General features: G+C 70.5%; 13 protein-coding genes. 8 read left to right on the forward strand and 5 right to left on the reverse strand.

Features of this window, described 5'->3' with window-relative positions; translation table 11 throughout:
* Positions 1–39 precede the first annotated feature (39 nt).
* Positions 40–801, forward strand: coding sequence for an ABC transporter ATP-binding protein (locus tag JOE53_RS01080; protein WP_036284644.1), 762 nt, complete (start codon positions 40–42; stop codon positions 799–801).
* On the forward strand, positions 798–2,261 hold the full coding sequence (locus JOE53_RS01085) for an ABC transporter permease (protein ID WP_204946496.1): 1,464 nt from the start codon (positions 798–800) through the stop codon (positions 2,259–2,261). Before JOE53_RS01080 ends, JOE53_RS01085 begins: the two co-directional genes overlap by 4 nt.
* 88 nt (positions 2,262–2,349) lie before the next feature.
* On the opposite strand, the gene JOE53_RS01090 is transcribed toward JOE53_RS01085, so the two are convergent.
* A complete protein-coding gene (locus tag JOE53_RS01090; RefSeq protein ID WP_204946497.1) occupies positions 2,350–2,880 on the reverse strand; it encodes a hypothetical protein in 531 nt (176 codons plus the stop codon).
* A gap of 39 nt (positions 2,881–2,919) precedes the next feature.
* Between JOE53_RS01090 and JOE53_RS01095 the strand changes: the two genes are divergently transcribed.
* Positions 2,920–3,561 (forward strand): 2-phosphosulfolactate phosphatase, encoded by a 642-nt coding sequence (locus JOE53_RS01095; protein ID WP_204946498.1) that lies wholly within the window; start codon positions 2,920–2,922, stop codon positions 3,559–3,561.
* Between the two features lie 7 nt (positions 3,562–3,568).
* Here JOE53_RS01095 and JOE53_RS01100 read toward each other — a convergent pair whose 3' ends face one another.
* The 3 genes from JOE53_RS01100 to JOE53_RS01110 all read right to left on the reverse strand — a co-directional run bounded on the left by JOE53_RS01100 (position 3,569) and on the right by JOE53_RS01110 (position 5,614).
* On the reverse strand, positions 3,569–4,078 hold the full coding sequence (locus tag JOE53_RS01100) for a SprT-like domain-containing protein (RefSeq protein ID WP_005050550.1): 510 nt from the start codon (positions 4,076–4,078) through the stop codon (positions 3,569–3,571).
* A gap of 29 nt (positions 4,079–4,107) precedes the next feature.
* A complete protein-coding gene (locus JOE53_RS01105) occupies positions 4,108–4,632 on the reverse strand; it encodes a tetratricopeptide repeat protein (protein WP_005050549.1) in 525 nt (174 codons plus the stop codon).
* A 118-nt stretch (positions 4,633–4,750) separates the two neighbouring features.
* Entirely contained in the window at positions 4,751–5,614 is an 864-nt protein-coding gene (locus JOE53_RS01110; protein ID WP_005050548.1) for a spermidine synthase, read from the reverse strand.
* A gap of 187 nt (positions 5,615–5,801) precedes the next feature.
* Here JOE53_RS01110 and JOE53_RS01115 point away from each other — a divergent pair, with 187 nt between their 5' ends.
* The 5 genes from JOE53_RS01115 to JOE53_RS01135 all read left to right on the forward strand — a co-directional run bounded on the left by JOE53_RS01115 (position 5,802) and on the right by JOE53_RS01135 (position 16,606).
* Entirely contained in the window at positions 5,802–6,554 is a 753-nt protein-coding gene (locus JOE53_RS01115) for a LamB/YcsF family protein (protein WP_204946499.1), read from the forward strand.
* On the forward strand, positions 6,548–8,146 hold the full coding sequence (locus JOE53_RS01120; protein ID WP_204946500.1) for a 5-oxoprolinase subunit B/C family protein: 1,599 nt from the start codon (positions 6,548–6,550) through the stop codon (positions 8,144–8,146). The genes JOE53_RS01115 and JOE53_RS01120 overlap by 7 nt, the downstream gene beginning before the upstream one ends.
* A gap of 248 nt (positions 8,147–8,394) precedes the next feature.
* Complete coding sequence (gene rpoB / locus JOE53_RS01125; protein WP_036282932.1) at positions 8,395–11,895, forward strand: DNA-directed RNA polymerase subunit beta; 3,501 nt, start codon at positions 8,395–8,397, stop codon at positions 11,893–11,895.
* 44 nt (positions 11,896–11,939) lie between these two features.
* A complete protein-coding gene (gene rpoC, locus JOE53_RS01130) occupies positions 11,940–15,815 on the forward strand; it encodes a DNA-directed RNA polymerase subunit beta' (RefSeq protein ID WP_204946501.1) in 3,876 nt (1,291 codons plus the stop codon).
* A gap of 179 nt (positions 15,816–15,994) precedes the next feature.
* Positions 15,995–16,606, forward strand: a complete 612-nt coding sequence (locus tag JOE53_RS01135) for a hypothetical protein (protein WP_016463585.1) — start codon at positions 15,995–15,997, stop codon at positions 16,604–16,606.
* 10 nt (positions 16,607–16,616) lie between these two features.
* On the opposite strand, the gene JOE53_RS01140 is transcribed toward JOE53_RS01135, so the two are convergent.
* Complete coding sequence (locus JOE53_RS01140) at positions 16,617–17,270, reverse strand: hypothetical protein (protein WP_204946502.1); 654 nt, start codon at positions 17,268–17,270, stop codon at positions 16,617–16,619.
* Positions 17,271–17,306 lie beyond the last annotated feature (36 nt).

Raw genomic sequence — 17,306 nt, forward strand, 5'->3', positions numbered from 1 at the left:
CGACGCGGGGCTGCAGACGCCTTCCGTAACGTCGAGATCATGCAGATCACCACGACCGAACTCGGGCTCGCCGCTCGCGTGCAGAGCCTCACCAAGACCTACGGCGGCGGCGAGAGCGGGGTGCGCGCCCTCGACGGCGTCACCGTCGGCATCCGCCGCGGGGAGTTCACCGCCATCATGGGCCCCTCGGGCTCGGGCAAGTCGACGCTCATGCACATCATGGCCGGGCTGGACGGCGCCACCAGCGGTCGGGCGTGGATCGGCGACACCGAGATCACGGGTCTGTCCGACCTCGAGCTGACGATTCTTCGCCGGCGTCGGATCGGCTTCGTCTTCCAGGCGTTCAACCTCGTGCCGACCCTCGACGCGATCGGCAACATCATGCTGCCCTTCGACCTCGACGGACGGCGCCCGACGGCGCTGGAGCGGGCTCGCATCGACGCCCTCATCGACACCCTGGGGCTGCGGGCACGCCTGCAGCACCGGCCGCACGAGCTGTCCGGCGGCCAACAGCAGCGCGTCGCCATCGCCCGCGCCCTCGCGACGGCGCCCGACCTCGTCTTCGCCGACGAGCCGACCGGCAACCTCGACTCGCGCTCGAGCCGCGAGGTGCTCTCCCTTCTCGCCGCCGCCAGCCGTGAGCACGGACAGTCCATCGCGATGGTGACGCACGACCCCGTGGCCGCCGCGCATGCCGATCGCGTGCTGTTCCTCGGTGACGGCCGTGTCGTCGCCGACAAGCCCGCGCAGACCGCCGAGCAGGTCGCGGCGTTCATGCTGGCCGCGGAGGTGAGGGCGTGAGCGCGCTCGCCGGCCGCGCGGCGCCGCCGACGGCTGCGCCCCGCCGCGCCTGGACACGAGGGGCGTGGCTGCGCGAGCGCGGCATGGGGGCGAGCATTCTGGTCGCCGCGATCTCGTCCGCGTTCGGCGTGCTGCTGCTGACCGCCACCGGCTACATCGCGACGTGGGCGCGCACCGACCCCTACCTGGGAGACAGCGAGACGGTCGCGATCGTCCTCGGCATCCTCAGCGTCCTGCTGGTCGGCGTCGCCGTGTACGTCGCCGCGATCGTGACGGCCAACACCTTCGCGACCATCGTCGCCGGCCGCACCCGTCAGATCGCCCTGATGCGGCTGATCGGCGCGTCCGCGCGGGCTCAGCGCCGCCAGGTGGGGAGTCAGGGCGTCGGAGTCGGCGTCATCGGAGCCACGACGGGCCTCATCGTGGGAGCGGCCGTCGCCGCCGCGCTCGTTCATGCCGCCGACGCACTGCTGCACGTCACCGTCGGCTATGCCGTGCTGCAGCCGGTGCTGCTGGTTCCGGCTGCCGTCGTGGCGCTGACGACCTGGGCCGGCGCCTGGAGCGGGTCGCGCAGGGTGCTGGCGGTGACGCCCCTGCAGGCGCTCGGTGGGGCGACGCCGCGCACGCGCGACGAGGCCCGATCGCGCGGGCGTACCGCGGTCGCGGTCGCGCTCGGGTCCTCCGGTGCGGCGCTGCTCGCCGGCGGCGTGGTCGTCGGGACGGCATCGCCGCTGGGTGTCATCGTCGCCTTCTTCGGGGGCGTGCTGTCCTTCACCGCTCTCGCGCTGGGGGCCGTCCTCGTCATGCCGCCGCTGTTGCGCCTGAGCGGACGCGCCTTCGGACGCTCCGCGCCCGCGCGTCTGGCCGCCGAGAATGCGCTGCGCTACCCCGAGCGCGCCAGCCGGATGGCGATCGGTGTCGTGATGGGGGTGACCCTCGTGGTGATGTTCGCGGTCGCGAGTGCGTCGGTGAAAGCGCTGCTGACCGCCGCAGCCGATGGGGTTCCGGCCGCCGAGCTGAGCCGCGTGCTCGACACGTTCGCGGCCATCATGATGGGGCTCGTCGCGGTGTCGGCCGTGATCGCCGCCGTCGGACTCGTCAACCTCCTGACGATCGGTGTCGTGCAGCGTCGGCGTGAGCTCGGCCTGTTGCGCGCGCTGGGGCTGTCGTCCGCGCAGGTGCGCACCGTGGTGCTGCTGGAGGCCGTGCACGTGACGATCACGGCGCTGGCGTTCGGGCTCGTGCTCGGCGTCGTCTACGGCTGGGTGGCGGCGCAGTCGCTGCTCGGCTCGGTCGCGCTGCCGCCGTCGTTCGCGGCGCCGACGGTCGTGGCCCCCGCCGTGCCGTGGATGCCGGTGCTCAGCGTCGTCGCGGCGACGACGCTGCTGACCGTTGTCGCCACGGTCGTTCCCACGCGGCTGGCGACGCGGGTGAGTGCCGTGGAGGCCCTCGCCGAGTGAGAATCCGGGCGCGTCGGGAGCGCCCGGACGCCGGCTGCCGCGGTCACGGCTTCGACCGCGGCCGCCGGCTTTTTCGGGAAGGCGGCCGTCAGCGCTCGGACGGGTCGACGGAGGTGTCCTCCGCGGCTTCGGGGTCGTACGCCCAGGTCGGCGCCAGCGCCTTCAGCCGCGTGCCGCGCCACTGCCACGTCGCCCAGAGCACGGGCCACAGCGGGGCCGCCGCCGCACCGCCGATGACGAGCCGGTCACGCCAGAGCGTGCGAGACGGATCGCCCGGCGCGGGGGAGACGGCCATCTGGTGGTCCCAGACATCGAGGGCCGCGAGGGGACCGGTGAGCGGGATGCCGCTGTCGCGGAAGATGCGGACGGGACCGTTCGCATCGTCCACGTGACGCTCACTCACGTGGATCAGCTGCTGTCCGAGCGTGATCCGCCCGGCGACGCTCATGCGAACGGGAACGTCGGCGCCCGCCTCCAACCGCGACGGCAGCCCCTCTGCCGCCATCGGCACCAGTTGCACGAAGGGGCCGTACAGATCGGCCACCGCCCGCGGCGAGTGCAGCGCTCGCCACGCGGCATCCGCATCGCAGTCGAGGACGAGCTTCAGCATGATCCGCATGTGCCCAGTCTCGCATCCGCCTGCCCGTAGCCTGGAGACATGGCCTCCCCGTTCGATCAGTCCCGCTATCAGGTGCGCATGGAATGGGGCGCCTCGGGGCTCGAGCGCGTGGCGGCATCCGATGTCGTGGTCGTCGTCGACGTGCTCCGATTCTCGAGCACGGTCGCGCGGCGCATCGAGGCGGGCGAGACCGTTGCGTTGGATGCCGCCGCCCACGCCCTGTCGCTGAACGGCGCCGCCGTCGCCGCCCGCGCCGCCGAGAGCGACGCGGTGGTGTTCCTGGGAGCACTGGTCAATGCCGCCGCGGTGGCCGCCGCCGTCATGGCCGAGCAGCAGCGCCGCGCGGCGCGCACGAGCATCCTCGTCATCGCCGCCGGCGAGCTCTCGTCCCGTGAACCCGGCGCCGCCCTTCGCGTCGCGGTCGAAGACCTCCTCGGCGCCGGCGCGATCGTCGATGCGCTCGGAGCGCTCGGCATCGACCACACCTCGCCCGAGGCGGCGGCCGCCGGTGAGGCGTTCCGGGGCCTGCGCCCTGCGCTGCGGCACCTCTTGACCGCCGGCGGATCGGGGCAGGAGCTCATCGACCGGGGCCTGCGCGATGACGTGCTCGCCGCCGCGCAGGTGGATGCCGTGTCGTCGACGCCCGTGCTGCGTGACGGGACGTTCGCGGCGTGCGCCTGAGTCGCGCTCAGAGCGGCGCGCCGACCGCCTCCCGCGGCGTCATCGCCGCCCGACGCGTGGCCGGTGAGATCTCGCGGCGCGTCCAGACGAAGAGGAAGCGGTCGTCGAAGGATGCCGAGCAGCGCGCGCACGACGTCGGCCTCGTGGCGCGGCGATGACGATAGGCGATGTGACCGGTGGGGCAGACGCCCACCCACGGGGCCAGCTCGGTGGCCGTCTCGCCGTGATGGGTCGTGCCGCCGGTGTAGCCGAGCAAGCGGGCCGTGCGCTTCCACGCCGCGCCGTGCCCGGCCCGCGGACCGGCGAGCGCGTGCGCGACCTCGTGCAGCAGCGTCTGGCGGTTGGTCTCGTCGTCGTATCGCGCGGCGAGGTACCGGGAGACGGTGATGCGCTGGCGCGTGTAGTCGCAGGCTCCCGCGCGCCGCTTCGCATTGTCGAAGGCGAACGTCCACGACGCATCGAGATGCGCACGGATGAGAGCCTCGGCCTCGCGCCGGACGACGTCCAGATCGGTCATACGGACACGCTAGAACGGATGTCCGACACTCAGCTCGCGACGGCCGTGCTGCGACGGCGGTCGGCGGCTTCGATGGCCAGCAGCGTCGATTCGAGCTGCTCCTCTGGCGCGCCCGTCTGCTGACGCAGGAACAGCGCGCGCTTGAAGTCGGCGCGGGCGTCGGCGTAGTCCTCGGCGTCGTAGCTCACCTTGCCGCGATGCTGGAAGGCGAACGCCGCAAGGGCGGCCCAGCCCTGTCCTTCCGCCTCTTCGGCGCAGGTGGTCAGCTCCTGGTGGGCCGCGGCGTACGCTCCCCGCACCTGCAGCACGCTCGCGTGCAGGATCCGCGCGCGCAGCAGATCCTTGCGGGTCCCGCCCATCCGCGCCACACGCACCGACTGCTCCGACACGACGAGGGACTCGTCCCACCGACCGAGCACCTTCAGCAGCCACACCCGTTCGAGCAGAGCCGGAAGGCTGCGCTGGTCGCCCAACTCGTCGAGGCGCTCCTGGCACTCGCGAGGGTCCACCGTCTCGCGCAGCGTCTGCGGGTCGTATCCCTTGATGTAGCTCACGGGCAGGCCCCCTTCGTCGTGCGAATCGTCGTGCGAACGCGCCCGCGTGAGGCGCACCACTCCAGTGTGACCCGAGGCCGTCGGGGGGCCCGCTTGTACACGCCGCGGCCGCCGATTCTCAGCGTTCGAACACGGATGCCGCGGGCTTGGGCGATGCGGTGGCATCGGCATCCGTCGCCACTCGGGCGCCTCGGACGAACTCGTCGAGCTCTGCGCCCTGCGCGACCTTCGCCGGGTGGGGACCGGCGGCCATCAGTCGCGGCAACCACTCGACGGGCAGGGGAGAGGGGGAGGCCGCGATGACGAGATTGCCGAAGCGGCGACCCTTCAGCGTCTGCACCTCCGCGAGCACGATGACTTCGGGAAGCACCTCCCGCACGGTGGCGACCTCGCGGCGGGCGAAGGCGAGTCCCGCGCCGTCGGCGACGTTCACGAGAAGTACCCCGTCGGGCGCGAGCAGCCCGCCGAGGATGCGGAAGTACTCGACGGTGGTGAGGTGCGCGGGCGTCTGCGCACCGGCGAACACGTCGGAGACCACGAGGTCGGCGGTACCCTGCAGCCCGGCCGGAAGGCGACCGGCGACGTCGCGCGCATCGCCGATGCGCACCCGCACCTGCGCGCCGCGCGGCAGCGGCAGACGGGCGCGCACGAGGTCGACGAGGGGCTGCTCGAGCTCGATCACCTGCTGCCGCGAGCCGGGGCGCGTGTGCTCGACGTAGCGGGGGAGGGTGAGCGCTCCCGCGCCGAGGTGGATCGCGGTGAGCGGCTGCCCCGGCATCCGCAGCCGGTCGATGACCGCGCCCATCCGCGCGACGTACTCGAAGTGAAGGTGCCCGGGGTCGTCGAGGTCGACGTGCGACTGCGGTGTGCCGTCCACATCCAGCTCGTAGCCGCCGGCGTAGCGGCTCGGCACGACCCGCGCGATCGTGCCGTCCGACAGGCGCGCCTGCGGTTCGTCGTTCTCCACGTGCGCGCGAGCCATGCCTCCCACGGTACTCGCGCGCCCGCACTCGGCTCGTGGCGTGCGCAACTCCGCCTGAATCGGCGTTGCCGGGTGTGGGGGCCGCGGTCGGCGCGTGTGAGGCGGAGTTGTGCACGCCGCAGTCAGGTGACCGGAGGCAGGTCGGCCGAGCCCACCGACGGAGGTCGGCCGCCGGTACGCTCGGATCGTGGCGGTCATCGATCTCAACGCCGATCTCGGCGAGACGGTCGGCGGGCTGCCCACGGCGGACGACGACGCCATGTTCGCGCTGATCTCGAGCGCGTCGATCGCGTGCGGGGGCCACGCCGGCGACACGGCCTCGATGCGCGCCGCGGTCGAGCGCGCCGCCCGCACCGGCGTCGCGATCGGAGCGCACCCTTCCTACCCCGATCGCGCCGGCTTCGGACGGACGCCCCTCGCGATGAGCGCAGCCGATCTCCGCCGGAGCCTGGACGACCAGCTCGGCACCCTCGCCGCCGTCGCCGACATTCGCTACGTCAAGCCCCACGGGGCGCTCTATCACGCCGTCCGCGCCGACGTCGGGCACGCCCGCGCGGTGGTGGATGCCGTGGCCTCGGTGTCCGCCGCGCTCGGCCGCGCCGTTCCGATCCTGGGTCTGGACGGCGTCATCGCCGACGAGGCGTCGCGCACCGGGCTTCCGTTCGTGCGCGAGGCGTTCCTCGACCGCGGCTACCTGCCCGACGGCGGCCTCGTGCCGCGGAGCGATCCCGGTGCGCTCCTGCGCGACCCCGAGGCGGTGGCCGCGCGCGCCGTGCGTCTGGCCCTCGGCGGCGTCGTCGAGGCGATCGACGGCAGCCTCGTCGAGGCCGCGGCGGCGTCGCTGTGCGTGCACGGTGACTCGCCGGGTGCGCTCGCCATGGCCCGTGCCGTGCGTGCGGCCCTGGATGCCGCGGGCGTCGACATCGCCGCGCCATGGTAGTTCCCGGCGATGGGGTGATTGCCGGCGGCATCCGCTTGCGGCCCTTCGGTGAGCGCGCTCTGCTCGCGGAGGTGGACGACCTCGACGCCGTTCTCGCGCTGCACGCTCGGCTGACGGCGACACGGCCGCCCGGCGTCGTCGACCTCGTGCCGGCGGCGCGGACGGTGCTCGTCGTCGTAGACCCGACGATGCTGCCGCTCGCGTCGGCGCGGACGTGGGTGCTCTCGGCCCCGACGGGCGTCGCGCACGTCGCGACGCCGGGCCGCACCGTCGAGATCCCGGTCGTCTACGACGGTGAGGACCTCCACCCGCTCGCCGCCGAGCTGGGCATCAGCGTCGCGCAGCTGACGGCGCGCCACGCGGCGGCCGACTGGACGGTCGCGTTCACGGGGTTCGCCCCCGGGTTCGGCTATCTCGTCAGCGCGGACTGGCACTACGACGTGCCGCGGCGGTCGCGCCCACGGCCGCGCGTGCCGGCCGGCGCCGTCGCGCTCGCCGGACGCTTCTCCGGTGCGTACCCGCGGTCGACGCCCGGCGGCTGGCAGCTGATCGGCACGACGCCCGCCGTGCTGTTCGACCCCGACGCCGCGTCCCCCGCCCTGCTGCAGCCCGGCGACCTCGTGCGCTTCGTCCCCGTGACCGGCCGCTCCACCGCGGAACGCCCGGTGGATGCTCGCGGTGCGTCACCGGCGTCGCGCGCCGGCGGCGGCATCCGGGTGCAGGCGCCCGGCCTCGCGGCGACCGTGCAGGATCAGGGGCGGCGCGGCACGCTCGCGTCCGGTGTCGCGGTGTCCGGTGCGGCCGACCGTGCGGCGCTGCGCGTCGCCAACCGGCTCGTCGGCACCGCGGCGGCCGCGGCCGGCATCGAGATCACGATGGGCGGGTTCCGCGCGGTGCGGGATGCCGCGGCATCCGCGGACGACCTCTGGTTCGCCCTCGCGGGTGCCTGGGGGCCGATGCGCCTCGACGGCCGCCCACTCGATCCCTATGTCGCCTACCGCTGGCCGGCGGGCGCGGAGCTGGAGATCGAGGGGTTCACGCACGGCACGCGCGCCTACCTCGCCGTCCGCGGCGGCGTCGCCGCGCGGTCACTGCTCGGCTCGAGGGCGACCGACACTCTCGCGGGGCTCGGCCCGGCGCCGCTCGCGGCGGGCGATGTGCTCGCCGTGGGCGGCGACGTGGTCGGGGCCGTGCCCGCCGTCGATCTGCGACCGTGGACCCCGCCCGCCGCCCAGCTCGAGATCACGGTGGCGCCCGGTCCGCGCGCCGAGCGGTTCGCCACGCTGGCGCCCTTGTTCGCAGAGGTCTGGACGGTGTCCACCCAGGCCGACCGGGTGGGCATCCGCCTGGACGGACCACCGCTCGAGCGCACCGATACTTCGGAGCTGGCGAGCGAGGGCATGCTGCCCGGCGCGATCCAGGTGCCCCCGGACGGGCGCCCCGTCATCCTCGGCCCGGACGGTCCGGTCACCGGCGGCTACCCGGTCGTGGCGGTGGTGACGGATGCCGATCGCGATCTGCTGGGCCAGGCGCGGCCGGGCACGCGGCTGCGCTTCCGCCACGCCGGCGGGACATCGTCGCGCCGCTTCTGAGAGCGCGTCCGCGCGGTTATACCGCAGCCGGGGAGGCGCGTCAAGAATCGACTGGACATGGCGCGTCGTGCGGACTATAGTGGGTAGTTGCGCTCCCTTCCCCCATGCCCTCATATGGTGGTCGGCTTGTGCCTGCGTTGAGTGAACGTGCCCCCGGATCATCGGAGGCGTCGCGCAGGAGTGGAACGGAGCACTCCACCTGACGACAAGGAAACCAGCCCCTGCCCGGGCTCATGGAGGTAATCCCCTTGGCTGCTGCGCGCAACGCAACCAATTCCACCACCACCCCCAAGAACGGCCGCGGCGCTTCGCGCCTGTCGTTCGCCAAGATCTCCGACACGCTGACGGTCCCCGACCTTCTCGCGCTGCAGACGGAATCCTTCGACTGGCTCGTCGGCAACGACGCCTGGAAGGCCCGCGTCGCAGAGGCGAAGTCCGTCGGTCGCACCGACGTGCCGGAGACCAGCGGCCTCGAGGAGATCTTCGAGGAGATCTCGCCCATCGAGGACCTCGGCGAAACGATGCAGCTGAGCTTCACGAACCCGTACCTCGAGCCGGAGAAGTACTCGATCGAGGAGTGCAAGGAGCGCGGCAAGACCTACGCCGCCCCGCTGTACGTCGAGGCCGAGTTCATGAACCACCTCACGGGTGAGATCAAGACGCAGACCGTCTTCATGGGCGACTTCCCGCTGCAGACCGGCAAGGGAACCTTCATCATCAACGGCACCGAGCGTGTCGTCGTCTCGCAGCTGGTGCGCAGCCCGGGTGTCTACTTCGACAAGACCCCCGACAAGACCAGCGACAAGGACATCGTCTCGGCCCGCGTCATCCCCAGCCGTGGCGCCTGGCTCGAGTTCGAGATCGACAAGCGCGACCAGGTCGGCGTGCGCATCGACCGCAAGCGCAAGCAGTCGGTGACCGTCTTCCTCAAGGCCCTCGGCCTGTCCAGCGAAGACATCCTCGCCGAGTTCGCCGGCTACGAGTCGATCGCCGACACCCTGAGCAAGGACACGATCCTCACCAAGGAGGACGCGCTCCGCGACATCTACCGCAAGCTCCGTCCGGGCGAGCAGGTCGCCGCCGAGGCCGCCCGCGCGCTGCTGGACAACTTCTACTTCAACCCGAAGCGCTACGACCTCGCCAAGGTCGGCCGGTACAAGATCAACCAGAAGCTCGGCCTCGACAAGCCGCTGAGCGACTCGGTGCTCACCGTCGACGACATCGTCGCCACGATCAAGTACCTCGTCGCCCTGCACAACGGCGACGCGAGCATCCCGGGCGTGCGTAACGGCCAGGCCGCTGAGATCCGCCTGGACGTCGACGACATCGACAACTTCGGCAACCGTCGCATCCGCGCCGTCGGCGAGCTCATCCAGAACCAGGTCCGCACCGGCCTGTCGCGCATGGAGCGCGTCGTCCGCGAGCGCATGACCACCCAGGACATCGAGGCGATCACGCCGCAGACCCTGATCAACGTCCGTCCCGTCGTGGCGGCGATCAAGGAGTTCTTCGGCACGTCGCAGCTGTCGCAGTTCATGGACCAGAACAACCCGCTCGCGGGTCTGACGCACAAGCGTCGCCTCTCGGCCCTGGGCCCGGGCGGTCTGTCGCGTGAGCGCGCCGGCGTCGAGGTTCGCGACGTCCACCCGTCGCACTACGGCCGCATGTGCCCGATCGAGACGCCGGAAGGCCCGAACATCGGTCTGATCGGCTCGCTCGCCTCGTTCGCCCGCATCAACGCGTTCGGCTTCATCGAGACGCCGTACCGCCGCGTGGTCGAGGGCAAGGTCACCGACCAGATCGACTACCTCACGGCATCCGAGGAGAACGACTACATCGTCGCGCAGGCGGGCGCCGAGCTCACCGCCGACGGCTCGTTCGCCACCGATCGCGTTCTCGCCCGTCGCGGCAAGGGCGGCGAGGTCGACCTGTTCCACGCCGACGAGATCGGCTACATGGACGTCTCGCCGCGCCAGATGGTGTCGGTCGGTACCTCCCTCATCCCGTTCCTCGAGCACGACGACGCCAACCGCGCCCTCATGGGTGCGAACATGCAGCGTCAGGCCGTGCCGCTGCTGCGCAGCGACTCGCCGTTCGTCGGAACCGGTATGGAGGGCTACGCCGCCATCGACGCCGGTGACGTCATCACCGCCGACAAGGCCGGTGTCGTCATGGAGGTCTCCGCCGACGTCGTCACCGTGCAGCTGGACGAGGGCGGCACGAAGGACTACTTCCTCCGCAAGTTCGACCGCTCCAACCAGGGCAACTCCTACAACCAGCGCGTCATCGTCTCGGCGGGCGACCGGGTCGAGGTCGGCGAGGTCATCGCCGACGGCCCCGCCACCGAGAACGGCGAGCTGGCGATCGGAAAGAACCTGCTCGTCGCGTTCATGACGTGGGAGGGTCACAACTTCGAGGACGCCATCATCCTCAGCCAGGACCTCGTCAAGAACGACACCCTCTCCTCGATCCACATCGAGGAGTACGAGGTGGATGCTCGTGACACCAAGCTCGGCAAGGAGGAGATCACCCGTGACCTCCCCAACGTCAGCCCCGACCTGCTGAAGGACCTCGACGAGCGCGGCATCGTCCGCATCGGCGCCGAGGTGCGTCCCGGTGACATCCTCGTCGGCAAGGTCACGCCCAAGGGCGAGACCGAGCTCAGCGCCGAGGAGCGCCTGCTGCGCGCGATCTTCAACGAGAAGAGCCGCGAAGTCCGCGACACCTCGCTGAAGGTGCCCCACGGTGAGCAGGGCACGATCATCGCCGTCAAGGAGTTCAACGCCGAGGACGGCGACGACGAGCTGGGCTCGGGCGTCAACCGCCGCGTCGTGGTCTACATCGCCCAGAAGCGCAAGATCACCGAGGGCGACAAGCTCGCCGGCCGCCACGGCAACAAGGGCGTCATCGCGAAGATCCTGCCCGTCGAGGACATGCCGTTCCTCGCGGACGGCACGCCGGTCGACGTCGTGCTCAACCCGCTCGGCATCCCCGGTCGAATGAACTTCGGCCAGGTGCTGGAGACCCACCTCGGGTGGATCGCCAAGCAGGGCTGGAAGGTCGAGGGCACCCCGGAGTGGGCCGTGCAGCTGCCGGAGGAGGCCCGTGAGGCCGCTCCCGGAACCAAGGTCGCGACCCCGGTGTTCGACGGTGCGCACGAGGCGGAGATCGCGGGTCTGCTCGACTCGACGCTGCCCAACCGCGACGGCGAGCGTCTCATCGACAGCTCGGGCAAGACGACGCTGTTCGACGGTCGCTCCGGCGAGCCGTTCCCGGCGCCCATCTCGGTCGGCTACATGTACATCCTGAAGCTGCACCACCTCGTGGACGACAAGATCCACGCGCGCTCGACGGGCCCGTACTCGATGATCACCCAGCAGCCGCTCGGTGGTAAGGCGCAGTTCGGCGGTCAGCGTTTCGGTGAGATGGAGGTGTGGGCCCTCGAGGCCTACGGCGCCGCGTACGCGCTCCAGGAGCTCCTGACGATCAAGTCCGACGACATCGTCGGCCGCGTGAAGGTCTACGAGGCCATCGTCAAGGGCGAGAACATCCAGGAGCCCGGCATCCCCGAGTCGTTCAAGGTGCTCATGAAGGAGATGCAGTCGCTCTGCCTGAACGTCGAGGTCCTCTCGGCCGATGGCACGCCCGTCAACCTCCGAGACACGGATGACGAGGCCTTCCGCGCCGCGGAGGAGCTCGGCATCAACATCTCCAGCCGCTTCGAGTCCTCGTCGATCGACGAGATCTGACCCGCGGCCTGATTTCGAAACTTTTCTGAGACACAGGAGAACCAGTGCTCGAGTCCACCACTTTCGATCAGCTTCGTATCGGCCTGGCCACTGCTGACGACATCCGTCGTTGGTCGTTCGGCGAGGTCAAGAAGCCCGAGACCATCAACTACCGCACCCTCAAGCCCGAGAAGGACGGTCTGTTCGGCGAGCAGATCTTCGGCCCCTCGCGCGACTGGGAGTGCGCCTGCGGCAAGTACAAGCGTGTGCGCTTCAAGGGCATCGTCTGCGAGCGCTGCGGCGTCGAGGTCACTAAGAGCTCGGTCCGCCGTGAGCGCATGGGCCACATCGAGCTCGCCGCCCCCGTTACCCACATCTGGTACTTCAAGGGCGTTCCCTCGCGCCTCGGATACCTGCTCGACATGGCGCCGAAGGACCTCGAGAAGGTCATCTACTTCGCCGCGTACATGGTGATCTCGGTCGACGAGGATGCCCGTCACCGCGACATGCCGACCCACGAGGCGAACCTGCGCCTGGAGATCAAGAACCTCGGCGACCGCCGCGACGCCCGCGTGGCGGCGCGTCTGGCCAAGCTGGAGGAGGAGCTCGCGGCCCTCGAGGCCGAGGGTGCCAAGGCCGACCAGAAGAAGAAGGTCAAGGACGCCGCCGAGAAGGAGATGGCCTCCATCCGCAAGAACGCGGACGACCAGGTCGCCAAGCTCGAGCGCATGTGGGACGAGTTCCGCGGCCTCGAGGTCGGCCAGCTCAAGCAGGAAGACGACGTCTTCCACGAGCTGCAGGACCGCTTCGGGCAGTACTTCGAGGCCTACATGGGTGCGGAGTCCATCCAGCGCCGCCTGCAGGCGTTCGACCTGGCCGCCGAGTCGGAGTCGCTGCACCTGCAGATCTCCGAGGGCAAGGGCCAGCGCAAGATCCGTGCGATCAAGCGCCTCAAGGTCGTCAACTCGTTCCTGCAGACCGGTATGAGCCCGGCATCCATGGTTCTGGACGTCGTTCCGGTGATCCCGCCGGAGCTGCGCCCGATGGTCCAGCTCGACGGTGGCCGCTTCGCCACCAGCGACCTGAACGACCTGTACCGCCGCGTGATCAACCGCAACAACCGTCTTCGTCGTCTGATCGACCTCGGTGCTCCCGAGATCATCGTCAACAACGAGAAGCGGATGCTGCAGGAGGCCGTCGACGCCCTGTTCGACAACGGCCGCCGCGGCCGGCCCGTCACCGGTACCGGCAACCGTGCCCTGAAGTCGCTGTCCGACATGCTCAAGGGCAAGCAGGGCCGTTTCCGTCAGAACCTGCTCGGCAAGCGCGTGGACTACTCGGGCCGTTCGGTCATCATCGTCGGCCCGCAGCTCAAGCTCCACCAGTGTGGTCTGCCCAAGCAGATGGCCCTCGAGCTGTTCAAGCCGTTCGTGATCAAGCGCCTGATCGATCTCGGTCACTCGCAGAACATCAAGGCCGCCAAGCGCGCCGTCGAGCGCACCCGTCCCGAGGTCTGGGACGTGCTCGAGGAGATCATCCGCGAGCGTCCGGTGCTGCTCAACCGTGCGCCCACGCTGCACCGCCTCGGCATCCAGGCCTTCGAGCCTCAGCTCGTGGAAGGCAAGGCCATCCAGCTGCACCCGCTCGTGTGTGCCGCGTTCAACGCGGACTTCGACGGTGACCAGATGGCCGTGCACCTGCCGCTGTCGGTCGAGGCTCAGGCCGAGGCCCGCGTGCTGATGCTCGCCTCGAACAACATCCTCAAGCCCTCCGACGGCCGTCCGGTCACCCTGCCTTCGCAGGACATGATCATCGGCCTGCACCACCTGACCACGGTCATCGAGGGTGCCAAGGGCGAGGGTCGCGTGTTCGGTTCGGTCGGCGAGGCCATCCTGGCCAAGGACGAGGGCACCCTCGACCTGCAGGCCAAGGTCCGCATCCGCATCCCGGGTCTCACCTTCCTCGAGGGCGAAGCCCCCGAGGGCTACGAGCGCCACGGCCTCGTGGACGCCTCGCTCGGCCAGGCGATCTTCAACGACACGCTCCCCAAGGGCTACCCGTTCGTTCGCGAGCAGGCCGACAAGGGCAAGCTGTCGCAGATCGTCAACAAGCTGGCCGAGGAGTACCCCAAGGTCGAGGTCGCGGCGTCGCTGGACCGCATCAAGGATGCCGGCTTCTACTGGGCCACGCGCTCGGGTGTCACGGTCGCGCTCAGCGACATCCTGACCCCGCCGAACAAGGGCGAGATCATCGCCAAGTACGAGAAGCAGGCGCAGAAGGTCCAGGGCCAGTTCGAGAAGGGTCTCGTCACCGACGCCGAGCGTCGTCAGGAGCAGATCAAGATCTGGACCGAGGCGACCGACGAGGTGCAGGCGGCGATGAAGGCCAACTTCCCGGCCGACAACACCATCAACCGCATGGTGAGCTCGGGTGCCCGTGGTAACTGGCTGCAGATCCGAAACATCGCCGGTATCCGAGGCCTGGTCAACAACACCAAGGGTGAGATCATGCCCCGCCCGATCATCTCCTCGTACCGCGAGGGGCTGTCGGTCGCGGAGTACTTCACCGCGACGCACGGTGCCCGTAAGGGTCTGGCCGACACAGCCCTGCGTACCGCTGGCTCGGGTTACCTGACGCGACGCCTCGTCGACGTCTCGCAGGACGTCATCATCCGTGAGGACGACTGCGGCACTTCCAAGGGCCTCGAGTTCACGATCGCCGCTGCGGGTGCCGACGGCGCCCTGGTGCGCGACGCCAACGTCGAGAACTCGGTGTTCGCCCGTACGCTCGCCGCCGAGGTGGTCGCGCCGTCCGGCGAGATCGTCGCCGAGGCCGGAGACGACGTGGGCGACGTGCTCATCGACAAGCTCGTGGCCGCGGGTGTCGAGACCATCAAGGTGCGCTCCGTGCTCACCTGTGACTCGGCCGTCGGTGTCTGCGCGAAGTGCTACGGCCGTTCGCTCGCGACCGGCAAGCTCGTCGACATCGGAGAGGCCGTCGGCATCATCGCGGCCCAGTCGATCGGTGAGCCCGGCACGCAGCTGACGATGCGTACCTTCCACACCGGTGGTTCCGCGTCGGCCGACGACATCACGCAGGGTCTGCCCCGCGTGCAGGAGCTGTTCGAGGCGCGTACCCCCAAGGGTGCGTCCCCGATCGCCGAGGCCGACGGCGTCATCAAGATCGACGAGACCGACAAGGCCAAGAAGGTCATCCTGACGCCCGACAACGGCGACGAGCCGCACGTCTACCCGGTCCTGAAGCGCGCGACGCTGCTGGTCGAGGACGGCCAGCGCGTCACGGTCGGTCAGCCGATCCTGGTGGGCACGCTCGACCCCAAGGAGGTCATGCGCGTCATGGGCGCCCGCGAGGTGCAGAAGTACCTCGTCAACGGCGTGCAGGGCGTCTACCGCTCGCAGGGTGTGCCGATCCACGACAAGCACATCGAGGTCATCGTGCGCCAGATGCTGCGGAAGGTCACTGTGGTCGACCACGCCGACACGACGCTGCTTCCGGGTGAGCTGGTCGACTTCAAGCGCTACCAGCAGATCAACCGCGAGGCCGTGGCCGAGGGCAAGCGCCCGGCATCGGGTCGTCCGGAGCTGATGGGTATCACGAAGGCGTCGCTCGCGACGGAGTCGTGGCTGTCGGCGGCATCGTTCCAGGAGACCACCCGCGTCCTGACGCAGGCGGCCATGGAGGGCAAGAGCGACCCGCTCGTCGGCCTCAAGGAGAACGTCATCATCGGAAAGCTCATCCCCGCCGGCACCGGCCTTGCGAAGTACCGCAACGTCGTGGTCGAGGCGACGGAGGAGGCCAAGAGCGAGCGGTACCCCAACCGCATCTTCGCCTCGGACGGCGCCTACAGTGACGCCGACCTGAGCTATGTCGACTTCGACAGCTTCTCGACGGACGACTTCACGCCCGGCACCTACAACTGATCGAGGCGAAAGGGCCCCGGGAACAGCCGTCCCCGGGGCCCTTTCCCATCCCCGCGAGCCGCTACGTTCCGCGCGAGCCGCCATGATCTGGCGCGCCGGAACGTGGCGGCTCGGCCAGATCTTGGCGGCTCGCGGAAGGGCGCGGGGGGTGTGCGGGGGCGCGGCGATAGCCTGGGCGCATGGCTCGGGTCGGAGGAAGAAACGCGGCGTTCGCGTGGGTCGTCGGCCTCGCCTGCGCGGCGACCGTCGGCGTGCTGGCGTTCCTCGCGATTCCCATGATCCCGGCATCCGTGTCCTGGCTCGCAGAGGCGGCCGGGCGCCCGTCCACGTCGACTCCGGCCGCGGAGGCGACCGGGAAGGTCGCATCCGTCGATGGCGCGCCTACCCGCTGCGCCGACCTCTACGACGAGGCGCTCGATGCCGCGTTGACCTTCGCTCCCGGGGCTGCCGGGCTGACGACATCCTCGGACGCCCCGACGACCACCGCGTCGCAGCTGGTCGACGCCCTCCGACCGCAGGTCGTCTTCACGTGCGCGTGGCGTGCCGACGCCGGAACCGTCACCACGACGCTCGCGACCGTTCCGGCGGATGCCGGGCCCATCGCCGCCGCTGCGCTGCCGTCGGCCGGCTTCACCTGCTCATCGCAGGCTGAGCGCACGCGGTGCACGCGGACCGAGGGCGAGCTGACGGAGACGATCGAGGCAGGTGGCGGGCGATGGCTGTCCACCAGCGAGACGGGCTGGCACCCGTCGGATTACGTCACCCGCATCGCGAAGCGTGTGTGGGGCTGAGCGCCGACCGCTATCGCGTCGCGGACGGTGAGGGAGTCGGGGCCGGCGTCCGGGGCACCGATCCGGCGGGCGGCCAGAGCGCGTCGATGATGGCGTCGGTGTAGCCGGCGGGGGCCAGGTTCGAATACTGCGTGTCGATGACGACGCCGTCACGGTAGAAGAGCGTGCGTCCTTCCTGGACGGGAAGAGTCGCGGACGGCCAGGTCTTCTCGCAGCGGATGCCGCCGTGCGGCTCGTAACACGTGTACCCGTCGTTGCCGAGGGCGTAGAGCGCGTCGCGCGCCGGCTGGTCGGGTGCATACCCGATGAGGGTCACCAGGCGGGTGCCAACCGCGCCGGGCTCCCCCCAGACGCACACGCGCGTGCTGTCACTGCGGATGCCGCCGCCCATCCCCTCGGCGTTCAGCGGCACGCCGTCGAGCTCCTGCAGGACGCTCGCGGTGAGGATGTCCCGGCATCCCTGGGGCAGGTTCGACGGCAGCGGCGTCGTCGAGGTGGCCGGGCCCATCGGGAACGGGGCGAGTGTCATCGCCGGCGTCGGCGCGGCAGGCGACGCCGGGGCGGACGCGCTCGTCCCGACGGTGTCGGGAGTGCCGGCGCAGGCGGTCAGCGCGAGAGCCGCGAACAGCGTGATCCCGAGGGCGGCGAGTCGGCGTGACGTCATGGCCTCACGATAAGCGGCTCGGGCAGCGCCGGGGTA

This window comes from Microbacterium laevaniformans (genome assembly GCF_016907555.1).
Taxonomy (GTDB): domain Bacteria; phylum Actinomycetota; class Actinomycetes; order Actinomycetales; family Microbacteriaceae; genus Microbacterium; species Microbacterium laevaniformans.